This is a genomic window from Pseudomonas fluorescens (genome assembly GCF_001623525.1).
GTDB classification, from domain to species: Bacteria; Pseudomonadota; Gammaproteobacteria; order Pseudomonadales; family Pseudomonadaceae; genus Aquipseudomonas; species Aquipseudomonas fluorescens_Q.
The window spans coordinates 4267190-4287634 of the sequence record NZ_CP015225.1; the positions used below are offsets into that span (position 1 = coordinate 4267190).

The window sequence follows — 20445 nt, forward strand, 5'->3', positions numbered from 1 at the left end:
TCTTAGAGGGACCACGGCAAGCCGGCTCCTGGGACTTGTGGCGAGGGGATTTATCCCCGCTGGGTTGCGCAGCGACCCCAAAACCAGTTGAACGCAATCAGCCTGACACACCCAGGTGGCCGATTTGGGGACTGCTTCGCAGCCCAGCGGGGATAAATCCCCTCGCCACAAAAGCTGTATCCGACTGCCGAAATACATTGCCCACTAGGAAGAGACGCTATCGGCCTCTCTAGGCAACCGCTGATCAATCACCCGATACAACGCACTGTCCTCAGGCCAATTACGCATGAACCGCGCGCGATCACGGGCGTAGGCCTGGGCGAAGCTGGCGTGGGTGCGGTGTTGGCACATCGAGTCGAGGTCGATCAACGCCCAGCGGTCTTGCTGCCAGAACAGGTTGTGGCCCTTGAAGTCGCCGTGACTGATGCGTTCGCGGATGAGGTCCGCGAACAAGCGATCCAGCGCCAGCAATTCCGTCTCGGGGGCGTCACCGTTTTCCACGTAGGGAGCAAAACGCTCGATGATGTCGGGCCCGGACAGGTATTCGGTCACCAGGTACGCACCGCGGCGCAGCCACAGGAAACGCTTTTCCAGCAGAGCCAGGGGCTTGGGCGTGGCGATGCCGAGAAAGGCCAGGCGATGGCCTTCGCGCCAGGAATGCCAGGCGCGACTCGGGCGCCAGAAGCGCTTGAGCCAATGGGCGAAGTTCTTGATGTTGTAGCGCTTGATCACCAAGGTGCGACCGTTCACCTCGACTTTGCCGACACTGGCCGCGCCGCCGGTCTTGAATAGGTGTCCCTGGTCGAGCAATGCATCGGCCTGCTCCAGCACCGGTGTCATGGCCGCTTCTTCATCACGGCGGATCGCCCGCAGGCCAAACGCCCCGCGTTGCACGCTGAACAGGCTGCACTCGCGCCCGACTTTCGCGAGGAAATCCTTCAGGCGCCAGGCTTGCACCTTGTCGATCTGTTTTTGCAGCGCTTCCATGGGCAGCGCGTGTTCGGCGTTGCCCAGCAGGTAATGCACCAACAGCTCTTCATTGAACGGCTGGAGGGCTTTGGGAAGCTGAGCGAAAAACACTCCCAGGTTCTCCAGGACTTTCTGCCGCGACAGCGGTTGACCTGGGGTTTCAGCACGGATGCCGGCGCCGTCGATCAAGTAGAGCTTGCCGTCGTGCCGCAGCAGATTGTCCAGGTGCAAGTCTTCCTGCCATAGGCCTTTGCTGTGCAATTGCGCGATAGCGCCCAGGGCTTCGGCCAATACCGCCGTTTGCTCGTCAGCCAGCAATGGCAGGTGCTCGACCTGTTTCCAGGCATCCCCCAGGCTCTCGGCGCCTTCGAGCAATTGGAACAACAACCAGCCGCCTTCACCCTCTTTCAGGCCATCGGCGAGCAACAGCGGCGTCGTCAACCCTTGCTCCGCCAGCAGGCGCACGCCTTGCAGTTCCCGTTGAAAATGCCGGGCGGCCTTGCTGCCCACCAACAACTTGGCCAGCACCGGCCGGCCGCGCCAGACGCCCGCGCCAACGTAACGCTGCCCCGGCAACACACGCAACAGCGAAAGCAGCTGCAACTTCGCCGGACCGGCGGCATCGGCCAGCTCCAGGCTCAGGGGCAGGCCGGGACTGCGGCCGGCGTTCTTCAGTTCGGACAAGTGCATCAACGGGCTTCCTTGTGGCTGCGCCGGATGGTCAGGCGGGTCATCCAGCTATCGACCAGCGCTCCGTCGAGCGGCTGGTCCAGATAAACAGACAGCAATTGGCGCACCTCGTCGTGACTCCAGATCGAGGCGCGACGCAGCAACGGCTCCAGGTCCTTGATCCGATCTCGCAGGCCGAACAGCAGTGGCCGGGTCTTTTCCAGATCAATCAATTGCGCCTGGTAACCGCTATCGCTGGCTTGCAGAAAGATGTGTTTTGGATAGAAACAACCGTGCACCTGATGCATGCCGTGCAGACGCCGCGCCAACTGGCCGCAGGCTTTCAAAATGGTGGTGCGTTGCGCCGCCGTCAGGGTCGACCAGCGCCGCAGCAGTGAATCCAGGTCATCCCAGCCGTCCAGGGCTCGGGTCAGCAAGACCGCTCGCACCTCGCCATTCACCTTGCGCTGACCATAGAACACCGCTTGCAGGGCCGGAATCCCCAACTGGCGATATCGGCTGATGTTGCGAAACTCCCGGGAAAAACTCGGCTCGCCAAACGGGTGGGACAAGGTCCGGGTCAGGTAATTGCTCTGGCGCTTGAGGTAATAGCCCTGCCCCTCCAGGTCCAGCCGGAACACACTGCTCCAGCCGTCACCCAAGGTGTTGGGAACGTCCACCGCGTCCAGTTGCCGCGCCCACAAGGCCTCGAAGCTGTCCAGGCCATGACGTTGCAACAACGCCCGGTCTTCAGCGGCCAGAAAATCAGTCATTCACGCCCCTCGAAAAATCTCACCACGTGACGGATGCGTTTCTTGTCGCACGCATTGAGCCGGTTGCGCTGGCGGTATTGCAGGTAGAACCGCAGGCGCTGCGTGGCCGACAAGTGATACTTGGCCACTTTGTCCAGGCACGCCAAATCCTTGGTGATGCGGTACTTGAGCCAGAAGCCGCGCCAGAAGTCGCCATTCGGGCAGTCGATCAGGAACAGCTTCGCCTGGTCATCGACCAGCAGGTTGCGCCATTTCAGATCATTATGGGTGAAGCGCTGCTCGTGCATGGTCCGTGTGTAACCGGCCAGTTGCCGGCTCACGCCTTCAACCCAGGCGCGGTCGGCCAGCCTCGGATCGCAACGCTCGGCCAGCGCCGAGAGGTCTTCTGTATGCGGCAGTTCGCGGGTGATCATCGCGCCACGGGCATAGGCCGCGCCGTTTCGCTCCAGGCCCCAGGCGACGATTTCGGCGGTAGGGATGCCCCACTTGGCGAAGCGCTTGAGGTTCTGCCATTCGGACTTGACCCGCGGCCTGCCCAGGTAACGGCGCAAGCCCTTGCCCGCCCCGACGTAGCGCTTGACGTAGTAATTCACACCGTTGCGCTGCACCCGGATCACCTCTGACAACGGATCACGGGTCAAACGCTCCCCTTGCAACGCGAAGACCGCCTCGAGGCTGCCGAAATCCTGCGCCAGGTCGGCGTAGGCCGGCTCCAGTGTCCAACCTGACATCAGAGCGCGTCCCCGTATCGCTGCTTGCGGGCATACAGCTTGTTGGCCTTGCCTTCGAGCCAGGCCAGCAGCGACGCCTCTTCAGCGAGGATCCGGCGCAACGGCTGCTGGAAATAGCCCTTGAGAAAACGCAACTTGTCGCGCCGGGTCAGGCCAATGTCCAGCGCCGAGAAATACAGCGCCGCCAGGTCCTTGTTGCGCCAGCGAGCGGTAATGGCTGGACGGGTCTGGGCACGGTGCAGGTCGATCACCGAAAGCTTGAAGTCGGCAGGCGTCACCGGCTTGTCGGTGTGCAGCAGGAAGTGGCAGATGTAGCAGTCGCGATGGTTGACCCCGGCGCGGTGCATCATGCCGGTCATGCGCGCCACTTCGGCGACCAGGGCACGCTTGAGTGCCGGTGGCGGCGGCTGCTTGACCCAGTCGATGCTGAAGTCTTCGAGGCTGACGGTCGGCGCCAGCTCTTCGGTGACGATGAACGAGTGCTGGTCCGCCGGATTGCTGCCCTTCTCGCCGTAGGCGACAGCGGTCATGGTCGGCACGCCAGCCTCCTGCAAACGCTGGATAGCCTTCCACTCCTGCCCTGCCCCGAGGACCGGCAGCTTGGCGGTGAACAAGTTCTTGAAGATCTCGCCCCAACCGATGCCACGGTGGATCTTCACGAAAAAGCCGCGACCGTCCACCTCCGTGCGCAAGGTGCGCCGGGCTTCCAGTTCACGATAGACCTCGCCCTTGAGCGCTTCGACTTCGGTGAACGCATCGCGCCCGGCCCAAAGGCTCTTGAACGGTTCGGCCAGCATCAACTTCATTGTGCGTGCTCCGCCAAAATCACATCGGCCGCGTGCTGCGGCATGCTGTAGAGGTCGGCCGTCTCGGCGAAGGCCAGACCGTTGCGGCTCCAGGCCGTCCGGGCATCGGCATCGTTCAACATGCGGCCCAGATACTCGGTGAGCTGGGCTTGTTCGAACGGCTCGTCCAGCACCAGGCCACTGTCGGCCTCGGCGATGTAATGGGCGTACCCACACACCGCGCTGACCAGCACCGGCAATCCGGCCACCAGCGCTTCGAGCAGTACGGTGCCGGTGTTCTCGTTGTACGCCGGATGGATCAACAGGTCGGCACCCAGCAGGAAACGCGGGATGTCGCTGCGCCCCTTGAGGAACCGCACATTATCACCGAGCCCCAGTGCGGCGCTCTGCAGTTGGAATACCTTGGGGTCGTCCTGGCCGATTACAAACAACCGGGTGCGTTTTCTCAATTCGGCGGGCAGCGCGGCCAGAGCCTTGAGGCTGCGATCCACGCCCTTGGTCTTGAACCCGGAACCGATCTGCACCAGCAGCAGGTCGTCATCGGCCAGTTCGAATTCGGCCCGGAACGCCGCGCGGATCTGGTCGGCGTCGGCGGGCCGACGCCGGTCCTGGGCGATGCCCGGCGGCAGCAGGTGAAAGCGCTCAAGCGGTGTGCCGTAGTGCTTGATGAACAGTGGCTGCTGGACTTCGGAAATCATCAGCACGTCGGTCTTGGCATCCTTGGCGAACACCGCCCGCTCGTACTCGGCGAAATGCCGGTAGCGGCCCCAGCGCCGGTACAGCGAATTGCGCAGGTTCTGCGCTTTGTCTTCGAAGCAGCCGTCGGCAGCGTAGTACACGTCCAGGCCGGGCATTTTGTTGAAGCCGATCAAACGGTCCACCGGGCGCTTGGCCAGGTCGGCCTCCATCCACGCACTGAGCTTCTCGTTACGGCGATGGTTGAACAGCGCCTTGACCGGCGCGACCAGCACTTCGAAGCCGGGCGGCACGTCACCTTCCCAAATCAGCGTGTAGACGCGGATCTGGTGACCGCGTCGCTGGCACTCCAGGGCGATGCGCATGAAGTCACGCTGCAGGCCACCGAAGGGGAAGTACTTATAAAGGACAAAAGCCAATTGCATCAGCGCGACTCCTCAGCCAATAACGTGCTCAGGTGGCTGGCAACACGCTCGGGGTTCAGACGCGTGAAGCACAGGGGCTGCTCGCGTTTCAGGTCAAACCGCCGGGCATCTTCGGCGGTGGGTGGGTAAGTGCACTGCTTTTGCATGCAAGGCGCACAGGGGAAATCGCTGGCGAGATGGATCTGGCCCTTGCCGTAGGCGCCGGTCAGCACCGGATTGGTCGGGCCAAGCAACGAAATGGTCGGTACGTCCAGGGCCGCGGCCAGATGACCGAGACCGGTGTCCACGGCCACACAGGCCTGGGCACCGGCAAGCACCTTGCCCATGCCGCCGAGGTTCAGCTTCGGCAGCACCAGGGCGTTGCGCAACCCGTTGGCGATGCGTTCGGCCCGGGCCTTTTCGGCGGGGTTGCCCCACGGCAGTTTTACCACCACGCCGAACTGCCCCATGCGCTCGGTGAGCTGGCGCCAGTAAAGTTCGGGCCAATGCTTGGACTCCCAGGTCGTGCCGTGCAGGAACACCACGTAGGGATAGGGGCGTGGCAATTCCACCAATCGATCGACGTTGAGGCCATAGTTACCCAGCGTCTGCGGCAAGTCATACCCCAGCGCCAGGGCAAACAGCTGCCGTACGCGCTCGACCGCATGCTGACCACGGGCCACCGCCAGGCGCCGGGAATAAAAGCGCGCCGCCAGGGGTTCACGCGCCGAATTTTTATCCAGACCGGCCACCGGAGCCTTGACGTAGCGAGTCAGCCAGGCGCTTTTCAGCAGGCCTTGGGCGTCGATGACCAGGTCGTACTTTTCGGCCCGCACGCTCTGCTTGAAGCGTCGCCATTCGCCACTCTTGATGGTTTGCCAGAGGTTCTTGCGCCAGCGACGGATCGCTACCGGAACGACTTTGCCCACGGCCGGGTGCCAGGTGGGGATTTCGGCAAAGCCTTCTTCCACCACCCAATCGAACTTGATGCCGGGAATCGCCCGCGCCGCGTCGGTCAGCGCCGGCAGGGTGTGGACCACATCCCCCAGCGAAGAGGTCTTGATCAGCAATACCCGCAAGTTACCGAACCTCCACGGGTGTGCCCTGCAGACGCTCCAGGGCCTCGTTCACCGACGACGGCATGAGCTGGCGCAGGCAATTGTAATGACCGAAGCGACAGGTGCGGTCGAAGCACGGACTGCACTCGATGCCCAGGCGCACGACTTCGACCTGGTCGGCCAGCGGTGGCGTAAAGCCTGGCGAGGTGGAACCGTAGACCGCCACCAACGGGCGGTTCAGGGCCGCGGCCACGTGCATCAGGCCGGAGTCGTTGGAGACCACCGAATCGGCGCAGGACAACAGGTCGATGGCCTCGGCCAGGGACGTGTCGCCGCTGAGGTTTACCGACTCCTCCCGAAGGCCCGGGATCAGCCGCGAGCGGATGTCCTCGCCCACCGGATGATCTTTTTTCGAGCCGAACAGCCAGACCTGCCAGCCTTCGCGAATCTTCGCCTCGGCAACCTGGGCGTAATGCTCGGCCGGCCAGCGCTTGGACTCACCGAACTCGGCCCCCGGACACAGGGCCAATACCGGTCGGTCCAGGCTCAGGCCGAACTTGGCCAGCGCCGCTTCGCGGGTGAGCGGGTCGATCTGCAGGCTCGGTCGTGGATACGGCTTGGGCAACTCGGTCCCAGGCTCGTAGGCCAGGGCCATGAAGCGCTCGATCATCAGCGGGTAGCGCTCTTTGTCCAGCGTGCGCACGTCGTTGAGCAGGCCGTAGCGAAACTCGCCACGCCAGCCGGTGCGTTTGGGGATGCCCGCGAAAAACGGCACCAGTGCCGATTTCAACGAATTGGGCAACAGAATCGCCTGGTCGTACTGACCGGCCAGGGATTTGCCAATGCGCCGACGGGTCGCCAGCTCCAGCACGCCGTGGCCGAGCGGGAAGCTCAAGGCCTTGCGTACCTCGGGCATACGCTCAAGGATCGGCCGGCTCCACTCGGGGGCCAGGACGTCGATTTCGCACTGCGGATGACGCTGTTTCAGGCACTGGAACAGTGTCTGCGCCATCACCATGTCACCGACCCAGCTGGGCCCAACGATCAGAATATTCATGTAGTTTCCAAAAACGCTACGGGGAGGCCTACGCCTCCCCGCCTCGAGAATCACTGTGGCTCAGGTCGCGAAAACACCGGCAATCTACTGTGGGAGCAGGCTTGCTCGCGAAGAGGCCGGCACATTCAACATCCCAGTTGACTGACACTCCGCTTTCGCGAGCAAGCCCGCTCCCACGTTTTAAGCTTCAGCTCAGCCCCAGCTCCCGCCAGATCCGCAGCACCTGCCGACGCTCCTCCACGAACTGGTCGCCTGCGATCACCCCGGCATCTTTCTGCAAGGCCTGGCGGTGAGCGGCGGAGCGATAGGCTTTGTAGGCTTCGCGCAACAGCGTGGCATCTTCGGCCGACATCAGCCCGACCTCCTGCAACCCGTCCAGAATGCGGATGTTATCGGTGTAGCGCACCAGCGATGGGTGTTCCTCGGACCACGCCAGAGCCGCGTATTGCACCATAAATTCAATATCGACGATACCTCCGGCATCCTGCTTGAGGTCGAAGGGCGCCGTGGCCTCGAAGGCATTTGGCGCGGTTCCGGCGGCGGTGACCTTGCTGCCCAGGTTGTCGCGCATCTTGGCGCGCATTTCGCTGACCTCCTGGCGCAGCGTCGGCAAGTCACGCTTGCGCCCCAGCACCTGGCCGCGGACCTTCTCGAACGCCTGGCCCACGTCCTGGCTGCCCACCAGCACCCGCGCCCGCACCAACGCCTGATGCTCCCAGGTCCAGGCTTCATTCTCCTGGTAACGGGCAAACGCCCCGAGCGAACTGACCAGCAACCCCGACGCCCCGGATGGCCGCAGGCGCATATCCACTTCATACAACTGCCCGGAGTTGGTCTGCGCGGTCAGCAGATGAATGATCCGCTGGCCGAGCCGGGTGAAGAACTGCGCACCATCGATGGGTTTGGGACCGTCGGTTTCCGCGTGCGGATCGCCATCGTGGATGAACACCAGGTCCAGGTCGGAACCATGTCCCAATTCCAGGCCGCCGACTTTCCCATAACCGACAATAATGAAGCCCGGATCGCACAGACTGCCATCGGTGCGCAAAGGCACGCCGTGCTTGGCGGCCGTCTGGCGCCAGGCCAGGGCCAACACTTGTTCGAGAATCGCCTCGGCCAGCCAGGTCAGGTAATCACTGACTTTCATCAGCGGCAGGCTGCCGGCGATTTCCGAGGCGGCCACCCGCAGGCGATGCGCCAGCTTGAAATGCCGAAGCGCCTCCATTTGTTGCTCAAGATCATCCTCGGGGATGCGCGTCAGGCGCTCACGCAATTCCGCCGCCAACTCCGGCGCCAAGGGCGGCTTGAACAGCCGGCCCTCATTGAGCAATTCATCGAGCAGCAAGGGGAACCGGGTGATTTGTTCAGCAATCCACGGACTCGCCGCGCACAACGTCAGCAAACGACGCAGTGCGCCGGGGTTTTCCGTCAACAACACCAGGTAGGCCGAGCGGCGGGCTACCGCTTCGACCAAGGGCAGCACCCGTTCCAGCACCAGGTCTGGATCGGCATGTTCCACGGCTTGGGCCAGCAGGCGTGGAATGAAGGCGTCCAGACGCTCGCGTCCCAGGCGCTGCATGGCGCGCAGTTGCGGGCTGCCGCGCAGGGCGGCCAAGGCCTTGAGGGCTTTGGGTGCATCGACGAAGCCCCCCTCCTCCAACTGACGACACGCCGCCTCTTCATCCTGGCTGTCTTCCCACAACGGCAACCATTCACCGCCCACCACGACTTCGCTTTCGCCACCCGCCTCTTCATCCGGGTCGGCGATGACCTGGCCGAAATGCCAGGCCACACGCCCTCGCCAGTACATCAATTGCTCGTGAAAGGCCGACCAGTCGGCAAAACCCAGCATGAACGCAATGCGCGCCTGGTCCTGCGGATTGTCCGGCAACATCTGGGTCTGGCGATCGGCGATGGCCTGGATCGCATGTTCGGTATAACGCAGGAATTCATAGCCTTGGCGCAGCTCGTCGATCACCTTGGCCGGCAGATAGCCTTGGCCTTCGAGCGTCCCCAGCACCTTGAGCAGCGGACGCTGCTGCAAGCTCAGGTCGCGGCCGCCATGGATCAGTTGGAACGCCTGGGCAATGAACTCCACCTCACGAATGCCGCCCGAGCCCAGCTTGATGTTGTCGGCCATGCCCTTGCGCCGCACCTCCTGCTGGATCAGCTGCTTCATGGTGCGCAACGCTTCGATGGCGGAAAAATCCAGGTAACGGCGATAGACGAACGGGCGCAGCATGTCGAGCAACTGGGCACCGGCCACCTGGTCGCCCGCCACCACACGCGCCTTGATCATGGCGTAGCGTTCCCAGTCGCGGCCCTGGTCCTGGTAATACTGCTCCAGGGCATTGAAACTCAGCACCAGCGCACCGGCTGAGCCATAGGGACGCAGGCGCATGTCGACACGGAACACAAAACCGTCGACGGTCATCGGATCCAGGGCCTTGATCAGGCGCTGGCCGACACGAATGAAAAACTCCTGGTTATCCAGTGGTCGCTTGACGCCAACGGTTTCGCCGCCCTCGGGGTAGGCGAAGATCAGATCGATGTCCGACGACAGGTTCAGTTCCACGGCACCCAGCTTGCCCATGCCCAGGATGACCATCTGCTGCGGCTCGCCGCTGCGCCGTCCGGTGGGTGTGCCGAATTGCTGGCTGAGGCGCTGGTACAACCATCGATAGGCCTGGTCAATGCAGGTGTCGGCCATGTCCGAGAGGTCGCGGCAGGTCTGGACCAGGTCGGCCTGGCGGGTCAGGTCACGCCAGATGATCCGTACCTGCTGGCGGGTTCGCTGGCGGCGCAGGACGCGGCCCAGTTCTTCTTCAGTCTCGGCGGCCCGCACGGCGGCACCGATCTGCGCGCACATTTCACCGGGCGCCAGGCTACGGTCCAGCTCGCCGCTGCGCACCAGCTCCAGCAGCATTACCGGGTCGCGGAGACTCTGCTCGATGACAAAGTCGCTGGCGGCGGCAATACGGTTGAACGCCTCCCAGCGCTGCGGGGTCCAGGCCGACAGCCCGTGATCGTCGTCGAGCAAGGCGACCACCGCACGGAACGACTGCTCGGCACGACTGACCAATGACTGGAGAATGGCCGGCACCGTTTCCGATATTGGGACAAGCGAGGGCAGGCTCATGGTCTATCCTTGATCGGCGCGGGAGAGGCTGGATGTAGTGTTTTTTCCAAATACACTACCTGATCGACTGTCGAACAAAGATGATAAATAGCTGAAAATCTGATTTTATTGGCAGCCGGCATCAAGTTTTTACCTGTACGAGTTGGCTAATGACCAACAGTAACGATTATTCTCACAACGAAACGAGGGGCCATAAGCCGCTCATGTGTAGTTTTACTACTCGTCTATACATTCGAAAGGCTGAAACGGTCGACGATTTGTAGTAAAACTACACGCCGCCGAAACAACCTTCGGCAATCCAAGAATTTATATCGTCTGCCCACAAGGCCAGTCGCAAACTCAGGCAACCGATTCTGGTAGCCTTTCCGCCCTGGAGCAAGCCATGCAAGACCTCGATCCCGTCGAAACCCAGGAATGGCTGGACGCCCTGGAATCGGTTCTCGACAAAGAAGGCGAAGACCGTGCTCATTATCTGATGACCCGTATGGGCGAACTCGCAACCCGCAGCGGTTCGCAACTGCCCTACGCCATCACCACGCCGTACCGCAACACGATCCCCGTTACCCACGAAGCACGCATGCCTGGCGACCTGTTCATGGAACGCCGCATTCGCTCGCTGGTACGCTGGAACGCGTTGGCCATGGTCATGCGTACCAACCTGAAAGATTCTGACCTGGGCGGTCACATCTCCAGCTTCGCCTCCAGCGCGACGCTGTATGACATCGGCTTCAACTACTTCTTCCAGGCCCCGACCGACGAACACGGCGGCGACCTGATCTACTTCCAGGGCCACGCATCGCCAGGCGTCTACGCCCGTGCGTTCATGGAAGGCCGCATCTCCGAAGACCAGATGAACAACTTCCGCCAGGAAGTGGACGGCAACGGCCTGTCTTCGTACCCGCACCCTTGGCTGATGCCGGACTTCTGGCAGTTCCCGACCGTTTCCATGGGCCTGGGCCCGATCCAGGCGATCTACCAGGCACGCTTCATGAAGTACCTGGAAGCCCGTGGCTTCATCCAGCCAGGCAAGCAGAAAGTCTGGTGCTTCATGGGTGACGGCGAGTGCGACGAGCCGGAATCCCTGGGCGCGATTTCCCTGGCCGGCCGCGAGAAGCTGGACAACCTGATCTTCGTCATCAACTGCAACCTGCAGCGCCTCGACGGCCCGGTTCGCGGCAACGGCAAGATCATCCAGGAACTCGAAGGCGTGTTCCGTGGCGCCCAATGGAACGTCAACAAAGTCATCTGGGGCCGTTTCTGGGACCCACTGCTGGCCAAGGACGTCGACGGCATCCTGCAACGTCGCATGGACGAAGTCATCGACGGCGAGTACCAGAACTACAAGGCCAAGGACGGCGCGTTCGTCCGTGAGCACTTCTTCAACACGCCTGAACTCAAGGCGATGGTTGCCGACTTGTCCGACGACGAGATCTGGAAACTCAACCGTGGCGGCCACGACCCGTACAAGGTCTATGCGGCGTACCACGAAGCGGTCAACCACAAGGAACAACCAACCGTCATCCTGGCCAAGACCATCAAGGGTTATGGCACTGGCGCCGGCGAAGCGAAGAACACCGCGCACAACACCAAGAAAGTCGATGTCGACAGCCTGAAGTTGTTCCGCGACCGCTTCGACATTCCGGTCAAGGACAGCGAGCTGGAAAACCTGCCGTTCTTCAAGCCTGAAGAAGGCAGCGCCGAAGCCCGTTACCTGGCCGAGCGCCGTGCCGCACTGGGCGGTTTCGTGCCGCAGCGTCGCGCCAAGAGCTTCAGCGTTCCGACCCCACCACTGGAGACCCTCAAGGCGATCCTGGACGGCTCGGGCGACCGTGAAATCTCCACCACCATGGCCTTCGTGCGGATCCTCGCGCAACTGGTCAAGGACAAGGAAATCGGCCAGCGCATCGTGCCGATTATCCCGGACGAAGCCCGTACCTTCGGCATGGAAGGCATGTTCCGCCAGTTGGGCATCTACTCGTCCGTCGGCCAGCTCTACGAGCCAGTCGATAAAGACCAGGTAATGTTCTACCGCGAAGACAAGAAGGGCCAGATCCTCGAAGAAGGCATCAACGAAGCAGGTGCCATGAGCTCCTTCATTGCCGCCGGTACTTCGTACTCCAGCCACAACCAGCCGATGCTGCCGTTCTACATCTTCTACTCGATGTTCGGCTTCCAGCGTATCGGCGACCTTGCCTGGGCGGCCGGCGACAGCCGTACCCGCGGCTTCCTGATCGGCGGTACCGCAGGCCGGACCACGCTGAACGGTGAAGGCCTGCAGCACGAAGACGGCCATAGCCACATGCTGGCCGGGACCATCCCGAACTGCCGCACCTATGATCCGACCTATGGCTACGAGCTGGCGGTGATCATCCAGGACGGCATGAAGAAGATGACCGAAGAACAACAGGACGTCTTCTACTACATCACCGTAATGAACGAGTCCTACCAGCAGCCAGCCATGCCGGCCGGTGTCGAGGCAGGCATCGTCAAGGGCATGTACCTGCTCGAAGAAGACACCCGCGAAGCGGCGCACCACGTCCAGTTGATGGGCTCGGGCACCATCCTGCGCGAAGTGCGCGAGGCAGCGAAGATCCTGCGTGAAGAGTTCAACGTCGGCGCCGACGTCTGGAGCGTCACCAGCTTCAACGAACTGCGTCGCGACGGCCTGGCCGTAGAGCGCAGCAACCGCCTGCACCCAGGCCAGAAGCCAAAGCTGAGCTACGTCGAAGAATGCCTGAACGGCCGCAAAGGTCCGGTCATCGCGTCTACCGACTACATGAAGCTGTTCGCCGAGCAGATCCGCCAGTGGGTTCCTTCCAAGGAATTCAAAGTGCTGGGCACCGACGGTTTCGGCCGTAGCGACAGCCGCAAGAAGCTGCGTCACTTCTTCGAAGTCGACCGTAAGTTCGTTGTGTTGGCAGCCCTGGAAGCCCTGGCTGACCGTGGCGATATCGAACCTAAAGTGGTGGCCGAGGCCATCGTCAAGTTCGGCATCGATCCAGAAAAACGCAACCCACTGGACTGCTGAGGAGAATTTTCGTGAGCGAACTCATTCGCGTACCTGACATCGGCAGCGGTGAAGGTGAAGTAATTGAACTGTTTGTGAAGGTCGGCGACCGTATCGAAGCCGACCAGAGCATCCTGACGCTTGAATCGGACAAGGCCAGCATGGAAGTGCCTGCGCCGAAAGCCGGTGTGATCAAGAGCCTGAAAGTGAAGCTGGGCGATCGCCTGAAAGAAGGCGACGAACTGCTGGAGCTGGAAGTCGAGGGCGCCGCTGCGGCACCTGAGGCGGCAGCGCCTGCAGCGGCCCCGGCGGCTGAAAAGCCGGCCGCGGCACCGGCTGCCGAGGCGGCTCCCGCTCCGGCTGCTGCGCCTGCGGCGGCCACGGTCCAGGACATTCACGTTCCGGACATCGGTTCGTCGGGCAAGGCCAAGATCATCGAAGTGCTGGTCAAGGCCGGCGACACCGTCGAAGCCGACCAGTCGCTGATCACCCTGGAATCCGACAAGGCCAGCATGGAAATCCCGTCGCCGGCCGCCGGTGTGGTGGAAAGCGTCGAGATCAAGCTGGAAGACGAAGTCGGCACCGGTGACCTGATCCTGAAGTTGAAAGTAGCCGGTGCCGCCGCACCGGCCGCACCAGCCCAGGCCGCGGCACCCGCTGCCAAGACCGAAGCCGCTCCGGCTCCGGCTGCTGCCGCACCTGCCGCCAAGGCCGAAGCCGCGCCCGCCCCGGCCGCCGCACCAGCCCCAAGCGGCGCCAAGGTCCACGCCGGTCCTGCGGTGCGCCAGCTGGCCCGTGAGTTCGGTGTCGAGCTGTCCGCCGTCGGCCCAAGCGGCCCTCACGGTCGTGTGCTGAAAGAAGACGTGCAAGCCTACGTCAAGGCCATGATGCAGAAGGCCAAGAACGCACCGGCCGAAGGCGCCACTGGCGGCGCGGGCATTCCGCCGATCCCGGCGGTGGACTTCAGCCGCTTCGGCGAAACCGAAGAAGTGGCCATGACTCGCCTGATGCAGATCGGCGCGTCGAGCCTGCATCGCAGCTGGCTGAACATCCCGCACGTGACTCAGTTCGACCAGGCCGACATCACCGAGCTGGAAGCTTTCCGCGTTGCGCAGAAAGCCGTGGCGGAAAAGGCCGGCGTGAAGCTGACCGTACTGCCCCTGCTGCTCAAGGCCTGCGCGCACCTGCTCAAGGAACTGCCGGACTTCAACGCCTCCCTGGCCCCGAGTGGCAAGGCTGTGATCCGCAAGAAATACGTGCACATCGGCTTTGCCGTCGACACCCCGGAAGGCCTGCTGGTACCGGTCATCCGCAACGTCGACCAGAAGAGCCTCTTGCAACTGGCTGCCGAAGCCGCTGCCCTGGCCGAAAAAGCCCGGAACAAGAAGCTCACCGCCGACGACATGCAAGGCGCCTGCTTCACCATCTCCAGCCTCGGCCACATTGGCGGCACCGGCTTCACGCCGATCGTCAACGCGCCGGAAGTGGCGATCCTGGGTGTTTCCAAGGCCACCATCCAGCCTGTCTGGGACGGCAAGGCCTTCCAGCCGAAGCTGATGCTGCCACTGTCGCTGTCCTACGATCACCGTGTGATCAACGGCGCCGCCGCTGCACGCTTCACCAAGCGTCTGAGCGACCTGCTGGGCGACATCCGCACCATCCTGCTGTAACACCGCACGGCCCTCCCTTGGGGAGGGCCATTCGGAGCACTGTTTTCCGAGCGCCACGCTCGTACCTCAACCCCGCCCGTTTGGCGGGGCTTTTTTTGCCTGGAATTCCAGCCAGGCTGCCTGGATGCAGGATGTGCCGGCCTCATCGCGAGCTCGCTCCCACAGGAACAACACAAGTCCTTTGTGGGAGCGAGCTTGCTCGCGATAGCGGAAGATCGGGCAACGCGGCAACTTTCCTACCTCACAAGTTTGAAATGACTACGCCCCCTGTTAGTCATTACCCACAACTTGCGCCCTCTCCTCGATCAATATTTATCCTGCATCGCGCTTTAGCATCGGAGCCTCAAGGCAACTTGATGTTTGCCCCCACTGCTGAAACTTCGAATGGATTCGAATATGTTCAAACCTACCGTTGGCCCCATTGTCGGCCACACGACAACGGACCACGCCCGGATATTCCTGCGCGGCGATCGCGACAACAACCGGGTATTCGCCGGTATTCGCCATCGGCGCCAAGGCGATACACGCTGGTCGAAAGGGCATTTTGTCCAATTGAAGGCCTACCGCGACATGTCCGATGTCATCGTGTTGAAAGGCCTTCAACCCGATACCGCCTACGAGTACCAGGCCGGCTGGTTCAGCCCCCTGAGCCCGACCCATACCGTGGAAACCGTCCAGGAACTGCCGCTGCAATGGCCCAGGACCACCTACTGCTTACGCACGCCGGCCAGCAAAACCGATGCGCCACGCGCTTATATCGTGGGCTCTTGTCGCTACTTGCGAATCGCCGCCGGCATCCCATTGCTACCTGGGCTTGGCGACCGCACCTTTGCCGGCATCAACCGCCTCGTGGCGCAGGCCAACCCACCGATCAGCGCGGTATTGATGACCGGCGATCAGGTTTATCTGGATGACCTGAATGTCATCGGACCGGACCGAACCTATCAGAACATCCTTTTCAGATACCGATCGGTATTTACCCAGCCGCATATCCGGAAACTGATGTCTGGCACCCCTACCTACATGATCCTTGACGACCATGAGATCGAAGACAACTGGCCCGCCAGGAAAACCGTCAACGACGACATCCTCTACGCAAATGCCATGGGCGCTTATGGGCTTTATCAGGCCAGCCACGGGCCAGCCCATGAACTGTCGAGCGACGGAACATTACACAAGTCGTTAACCCGCTACTGGTACACCTTCTCCCACGGCGATATCCAATGGTTCGTCACCGACAGCCGGACGCAACGCAACCTGTCGGCGAATGACCGGCGCATCCTCGACGAAGAACAGGAACAGTCCCTGCTCCAATGGCTCATCGACAGCCCCGCCAGGGTCAAACTCGTCGTGACCAGCGTCATGTTCTTCCCTGACAGCAAGCACGATGACGGCGACGCCTGGCAGGCTTTCCCGGAACAACGCCTGCGCTTGCTGGAAACCATACGCCGCCATCGGATCAAAAACGTGATTTTCGTCTCGGGCGATGTCCACGGCTCCATGACCAGCCGCCTGCGTCACAGCGAGGATCCTGATTTCGAGGTCAACACCGTCGTTTCCTCACCGTTCTACAACAGTAAATTGCTGCCTTTTGCAAAAGCCTCGGATTTTATTTTCCACAGGCCCATGGCCCGCACCCAAAGCGGTGAGTACCGCTATGAACTGACCAGCAAAGTGGTGAGCCAGGACAACTTCGCCTACCTGCATGTCACGGCCCAGAGCCTTCAAGTCACCTTCCACGACCGGGACGGCAACCCCTTGCAGACGGTCGATATCCCACTGCAATGATCTTCCATGCCCTCTGATCGGCCGGCGACTGGAGAAATCCTCTCGTCGGCCGATAAAAGGTTTATAGCACTTGGCCTTCATCTCTCTTGTCAGCCGGTGCCGCAATGATGCAACCTTGCGCCAATCCGTAATAACGAGGGCGTTAGCCCGGCGCGATCAGCATTTTCGAAGCGAGTTTCCCCATGAAAAGCCAACCCGATGCCGCCAGCCGTATGGCGGCCGAGGTAGTGACGCAGTTACCGGTGCCCTCGCGGCTCGGTATGCTGCGTTTCGAACGGCTGAATGAAGCAAGCTGGGCGCTGTTGTTCCTCGATCCCAACTGCGAGCGATACTTCGGCCTGCCGGCGGTAGAGCTGTGCTCGCTGGTCAGTGCGCCTTACGCCAGCTTGATGGAGCCCGAAGCACGCTATCAGTTGCACGACGCCATCCAGCAACAATTGGCCCAGGCCGCGCATTACCAGATTCGCTACACGCTCCACACCGCCAAGGGCCCGATGAACGTGCTGGAGACGGGTGAGGCCTATAAGCAACACAATCGTCATCTGCTGCGCGGTTATCTGCTGGCAGTGGACAATTTGCTACAAAGCGAACCCGCCGTGCCGGCACTGGACCTGGAAACCCAGAACTCACGCCTGCAGATCGCCCTGGAACTGAACCAGCGCGCCCAGCAAGAGCAACTCCAGCACCTGGACCGGGTACGCGCCCAACAGGACTTGATCCTGCTGCTGACCCGTCAACGCTACAGCGCCAACAACTCCCTGCTCGAAGCCGCTGAACTCATTACCCGCAGCGCCTGTGACATCTACCAGATCGACTGCGCCAGCCTCTGGAATCTGGACGATGGCAAACTGGTACCGATTTCCGCCTACAACCGCGCGTCCCAGGCGTACTTCCTGCCCGCGGTGATCGACGCCAACGACTTTCCCGACTACATGGAGGCGCTGCAGACCTGCCGCGCCATTGACGCCCACAATGCAATGCGCGACCCACGCACCCGAGAAATGGCCGAGAACCTGCGCGCCCGTGACGTCAATGCCATTCTCGACGCCAGCGTGCGTATCGACGGCCAGGTGGTGGGCGTGCTGTGCCTGGAGCAAGTAGGCGTCACCCGCGCCTGGCAGTCGGATGAAATCGCCTTTGCCGGCGAGCTCGCGGACCAGTTCGCCCAAGTCATCAACAACCATAACCGACGCACCGCCACCAGCGCCCTGCACTTGTTCCAGCGCGCCGTGGAACAGAGCGCCAACGCGTTCCTGCTGGTCAATTGCGACGGTGTGGTGGAGTACGTCAACCCGAGCTTCACCGCGATCACCCAGTACACCACCGAGGAAGTCCACGGCCAACGCCTCTCGGAACTGCCGGCCCTGGAGAACCTCAGCGAACTGCTGTTCGACGCCCCCTCGGCGCTGGCCCAGAGCAACAGTTGGCAGGGTGAGTTCAAGAGTCGACGCAAGAACCTGGAGCCCTACTGGGGCCAGCTGTCGATTTCCAAGGTCTACGGCGATAACCGCGAGCTGACCCACTACATCGGCATCTACGAAGACATCACCCAGACCAAGCTGGCCCAGCAGCGCATCGAGCGCCTGGCGTACACCGATAACCTGACCAACCTGGGCAACCGTCCGGCATTCATTCGCAACCTCGATGAACGCTTCGCCCGGGACAGTGATTCGCCCATCAGCCTGCTGCTGGTGGACATCGACAACTTCAAGCGCATCAACGACAGCCTCGGCCACCAGACCGGTGACAAACTGCTGATCAGCCTGGCCCGGCGCCTGCGCAACAGCTTGAGCCCCAGCGGCAGCCTGGCGCGATTTGCCAGTAACGAATTCGCGGTCCTGCTGGACGACACGAGCCTGGAAGCCGGGCAACAGATCGCCAGTCAGTTGCTGATGACCCTCGACAAGCCGATGTTCGTCGATAACCAGTTGATCAGCGTGACCGGCTCCGTGGGCCTGGCCTGCGCGCCGCTGCACGGCCGCGATCCGCAGACCCTGATGCGCAACGCCGGCCTCGCCTTGCACAAGGCCAAGGCCAACGGCAAACACCAGGTCCAGGTGTTCACCGAAGCACTGAATGCCGAGGCCAGCTACAAGCTGTTCGTGGAAAACAACCTGCGTCGCGCCTTGACCCAGAACGAACTGGACGTGTTCTACCAGCCCAAGTTGTGCCTGCGCAGCGGCCGCCTGCTGGGCATGGAAGCGTTGCTGCGCTGGAACCATCCGGAAAAGGGCATGATCCGCCCGGACCAGTTCATCAGCGTGGCCGAAGAAACCGGCCTGATCATTCCCATCGGCAAATGGATCGCCCGCCAGGCCTGCCGCATGAGCAAGCAATTGACCGCCGCCGGCCTGGGCAACCTGCAGGTGGCGATCAACCTGTCGCCCAAGCAGTTCTCCGACCCGGACCTGGTCGCCTCCATCGCCAGCATCCTCAAGGAAGAACAACTGCCGGCCCGGTTGCTGGAGCTGGAGCTGACCGAAGGCCTGTTGCTGGAAGCCACCGAAGACACCCACTTGCAGCTCGACCAGCTCAAGCGCCTGGGGCTGACCCTGGCCATGGACGACTTCGGCACCGGTTACTCGTCCCTCAGTTACCTGAAGAAATTCCCGATCGACATCATCAAGATCGATCGCAGCTTCATCCACGAAATCCCGGACAACCAGGACGACATGGAAATCACCTCGGCGGTGATCGCCATGGCCCACAACCTGAAACTCAAGGTCGTGGCCGAAGGCATCGAGACCGCCCAGCAACTGGCGTTTCTACGGCGCCACCGCTGCGACGTCGGCCAGGGCTACCTGTTCGACCGGCCAATCCCGGGCGCGGAGCTGATCGAAAAGCTCAAGCGCTACCCGCGCGGGCCTCTGGTCTGACAGCTGCGTATAGCTTGCGGCGGCTTTTCTGAGGCACACTGACGGTCTATTGCGCTCAATTCAATCTGACTGAGAGGACTGATAATGGTCTTGCGCTCGGAAATCCTGGTGAATAAAAACGTGCTTCCTACTCAAGAACAAGCCCTGCCTGGCCGTGAAACCCCGATGACCGTGCCGGACAAACACTTCGTCCTCGACGCGCCCCTGCTGGGCCCGTTCGCCATGGACGTGGATTTCGCGATCTTCGGCCTCGGCTGCTTCTGGGGCGCGGAACGCAAGTTCTGGCAGCGCGAAGGCGTGGTCAGTACCGCAGTGGGTTACGCCGGTGGTTTCACACCGAACCCGACGTACGAAGAAGTCTGCTCGGGCCTTACCGGCCACAGCGAAGTGGTGCTGGTGGTCTACGAGCCAGCCAAAGTCAGCTACGAACAGCTTCTGAAGATGTTCTGGGAACTGCACAACCCGACCCAGGGAATGCGCCAGGGGAACGACATCGGCACCCAGTACCGTTCGGTGATCTATGCCACCACCCCAGCCCAACTGGCGGCGGCCAAACACAGCGAGCAAGTCTTCCAGGCCGAGCTGACCAAGGCCGGCAAAGGCACCATCACCACCGAAATCGAAGAAGCGCCAACGTTCTACTTCGCCGAGGCCTATCACCAGCAGTACCTGGCGAAGAACCCTGAAGGCTATTGCGGGATTGGCGGGACCGGCGTGACCTGCCCAATCTGACTGTCCGGCCCTGAAAAGCTTCGCGAGCAAGCCAGCTCCCACAGGTCTGGCGGCGCACACAACTCTTGCG

13 protein-coding genes are annotated in these 20445 nt (G+C 61.9%); 5 read left to right on the plus strand and 8 right to left on the minus strand.

Going from position 1 to position 20445, the window contains the following annotated elements:
- Positions 1 to 204: 204 nt before the first annotated feature.
- The 8 genes from TK06_RS18330 to glnE all read right to left on the minus strand — a co-directional run bounded on the left by TK06_RS18330 (position 205) and on the right by glnE (position 10302).
- A complete protein-coding gene (locus TK06_RS18330) occupies positions 205 to 1659 on the minus strand; it encodes a lipopolysaccharide kinase InaA family protein (RefSeq protein ID WP_063323223.1) in 1455 nt (484 codons plus the stop codon).
- Positions 1659 to 2411, minus strand: coding sequence for a lipopolysaccharide kinase InaA family protein (locus tag TK06_RS18335; RefSeq protein WP_063323224.1), 753 nt, complete (start codon positions 2409 to 2411; stop codon positions 1659 to 1661). The genes TK06_RS18330 and TK06_RS18335 overlap by 1 nt, the downstream gene beginning before the upstream one ends.
- Entirely contained in the window at positions 2408 to 3142 is a 735-nt protein-coding gene (locus TK06_RS18340; RefSeq protein WP_063323225.1) for a lipopolysaccharide kinase InaA family protein, read from the minus strand. The genes TK06_RS18335 and TK06_RS18340 overlap by 4 nt, the downstream gene beginning before the upstream one ends.
- The gene (gene rfaP, locus TK06_RS18345) at positions 3142 to 3948 is read right to left on the minus strand and encodes a lipopolysaccharide core heptose(I) kinase RfaP (protein ID WP_063323226.1); all 807 of its coding nucleotides are present in this window, start codon (positions 3946 to 3948) and stop codon (positions 3142 to 3144) included. Before rfaP ends, TK06_RS18340 begins: the two co-directional genes overlap by 1 nt.
- Positions 3945 to 5069, minus strand: a complete 1125-nt coding sequence (locus TK06_RS18350; RefSeq protein WP_063323227.1) for a glycosyltransferase family 4 protein — start codon at positions 5067 to 5069, stop codon at positions 3945 to 3947. Before TK06_RS18350 ends, rfaP begins: the two co-directional genes overlap by 4 nt.
- On the minus strand, positions 5069 to 6127 hold the full coding sequence (gene waaC / locus TK06_RS18355) for a lipopolysaccharide heptosyltransferase I (RefSeq protein WP_063323228.1): 1059 nt from the start codon (positions 6125 to 6127) through the stop codon (positions 5069 to 5071). Before waaC ends, TK06_RS18350 begins: the two co-directional genes overlap by 1 nt.
- Before the next feature lies 1 nt (position 6128).
- Positions 6129 to 7163 (minus strand): lipopolysaccharide heptosyltransferase II, encoded by a 1035-nt coding sequence (gene waaF, locus TK06_RS18360; RefSeq protein ID WP_063323229.1) that lies wholly within the window; start codon positions 7161 to 7163, stop codon positions 6129 to 6131.
- Positions 7164 to 7350: 187 nt separating this feature from the next.
- Positions 7351 to 10302: a bifunctional [glutamate--ammonia ligase]-adenylyl-L-tyrosine phosphorylase/[glutamate--ammonia-ligase] adenylyltransferase gene (gene glnE / locus TK06_RS18365; protein ID WP_063323230.1), complete on the minus strand. Its 2952-nt coding sequence runs from the start codon at positions 10300 to 10302 to the stop codon at positions 7351 to 7353.
- Positions 10303 to 10684: 382 nt separating this feature from the next.
- On the opposite strand from glnE, the gene aceE reads away from it, so the two are divergent.
- The 5 genes from aceE (at position 10685) to msrA (ending at position 20375) form a co-directional block, all read left to right on the plus strand.
- The gene (gene aceE, locus TK06_RS18370; protein ID WP_063323231.1) at positions 10685 to 13330 is read left to right on the plus strand and encodes a pyruvate dehydrogenase (acetyl-transferring), homodimeric type; all 2646 of its coding nucleotides are present in this window, start codon (positions 10685 to 10687) and stop codon (positions 13328 to 13330) included.
- 11 nt (positions 13331 to 13341) lie between these two features.
- Complete coding sequence (gene aceF / locus TK06_RS18375) at positions 13342 to 14979, plus strand: dihydrolipoyllysine-residue acetyltransferase (protein WP_063323232.1); 1638 nt, start codon at positions 13342 to 13344, stop codon at positions 14977 to 14979.
- Positions 14980 to 15375: 396 nt separating this feature from the next.
- Entirely contained in the window at positions 15376 to 16767 is a 1392-nt protein-coding gene (locus tag TK06_RS18380) for an alkaline phosphatase D family protein (protein WP_063323233.1), read from the plus strand.
- Positions 16768 to 16949: 182 nt separating this feature from the next.
- Positions 16950 to 19643 carry a putative bifunctional diguanylate cyclase/phosphodiesterase gene (locus TK06_RS18385; RefSeq protein ID WP_063323234.1) on the plus strand — a complete coding sequence of 898 codons (2694 nt, stop codon included), beginning with the start codon at positions 16950 to 16952 and terminating at the stop codon, positions 19641 to 19643.
- 84 nt (positions 19644 to 19727) lie between these two features.
- On the plus strand, positions 19728 to 20375 hold the full coding sequence (gene msrA, locus TK06_RS18390; RefSeq protein WP_063323235.1) for a peptide-methionine (S)-S-oxide reductase MsrA: 648 nt from the start codon (positions 19728 to 19730) through the stop codon (positions 20373 to 20375).
- The last annotated feature ends 70 nt before the right edge of the window (positions 20376 to 20445 follow it).

What these genes read in the sequence shown, in the direction of transcription:
- TK06_RS18330 (WP_063323223.1), bottom strand. Translation starts at nt 1,659, where the DNA reads ATGCACTTGTCCGAACTGAAGAACGCCGGCCGCAGTCCCGGCCTGCCC.
- TK06_RS18335 (WP_063323224.1), bottom strand. Translation starts at nt 2,411, where the DNA reads ATGACTGATTTTCTGGCCGCTGAAGACCGGGCGTTGTTGCAACGTCAT.
- TK06_RS18340 (WP_063323225.1), bottom strand. Translation starts at nt 3,142, where the DNA reads ATGTCAGGTTGGACACTGGAGCCGGCCTACGCCGACCTGGCGCAGGAT.
- rfaP (WP_063323226.1), bottom strand. Translation starts at nt 3,948, where the DNA reads ATGAAGTTGATGCTGGCCGAACCGTTCAAGAGCCTTTGGGCCGGGCGC.
- TK06_RS18350 (WP_063323227.1), bottom strand. Translation starts at nt 5,069, where the DNA reads ATGCAATTGGCTTTTGTCCTTTATAAGTACTTCCCCTTCGGTGGCCTG.
- waaF (WP_063323229.1), bottom strand. Translation starts at nt 7,163, where the DNA reads ATGAATATTCTGATCGTTGGGCCCAGCTGGGTCGGTGACATGGTGATG.
- glnE (WP_063323230.1), bottom strand. Translation starts at nt 10,302, where the DNA reads ATGAGCCTGCCCTCGCTTGTCCCAATATCGGAAACGGTGCCGGCCATT.
- aceE (WP_063323231.1), top strand. Translation starts at nt 10,685, where the DNA reads ATGCAAGACCTCGATCCCGTCGAAACCCAGGAATGGCTGGACGCCCTG.
- TK06_RS18380 (WP_063323233.1), top strand. Translation starts at nt 15,376, where the DNA reads ATGTTCAAACCTACCGTTGGCCCCATTGTCGGCCACACGACAACGGAC.
- TK06_RS18385 (WP_063323234.1), top strand. Translation starts at nt 16,950, where the DNA reads ATGAAAAGCCAACCCGATGCCGCCAGCCGTATGGCGGCCGAGGTAGTG.
- msrA (WP_063323235.1), top strand. Translation starts at nt 19,728, where the DNA reads ATGGTCTTGCGCTCGGAAATCCTGGTGAATAAAAACGTGCTTCCTACT.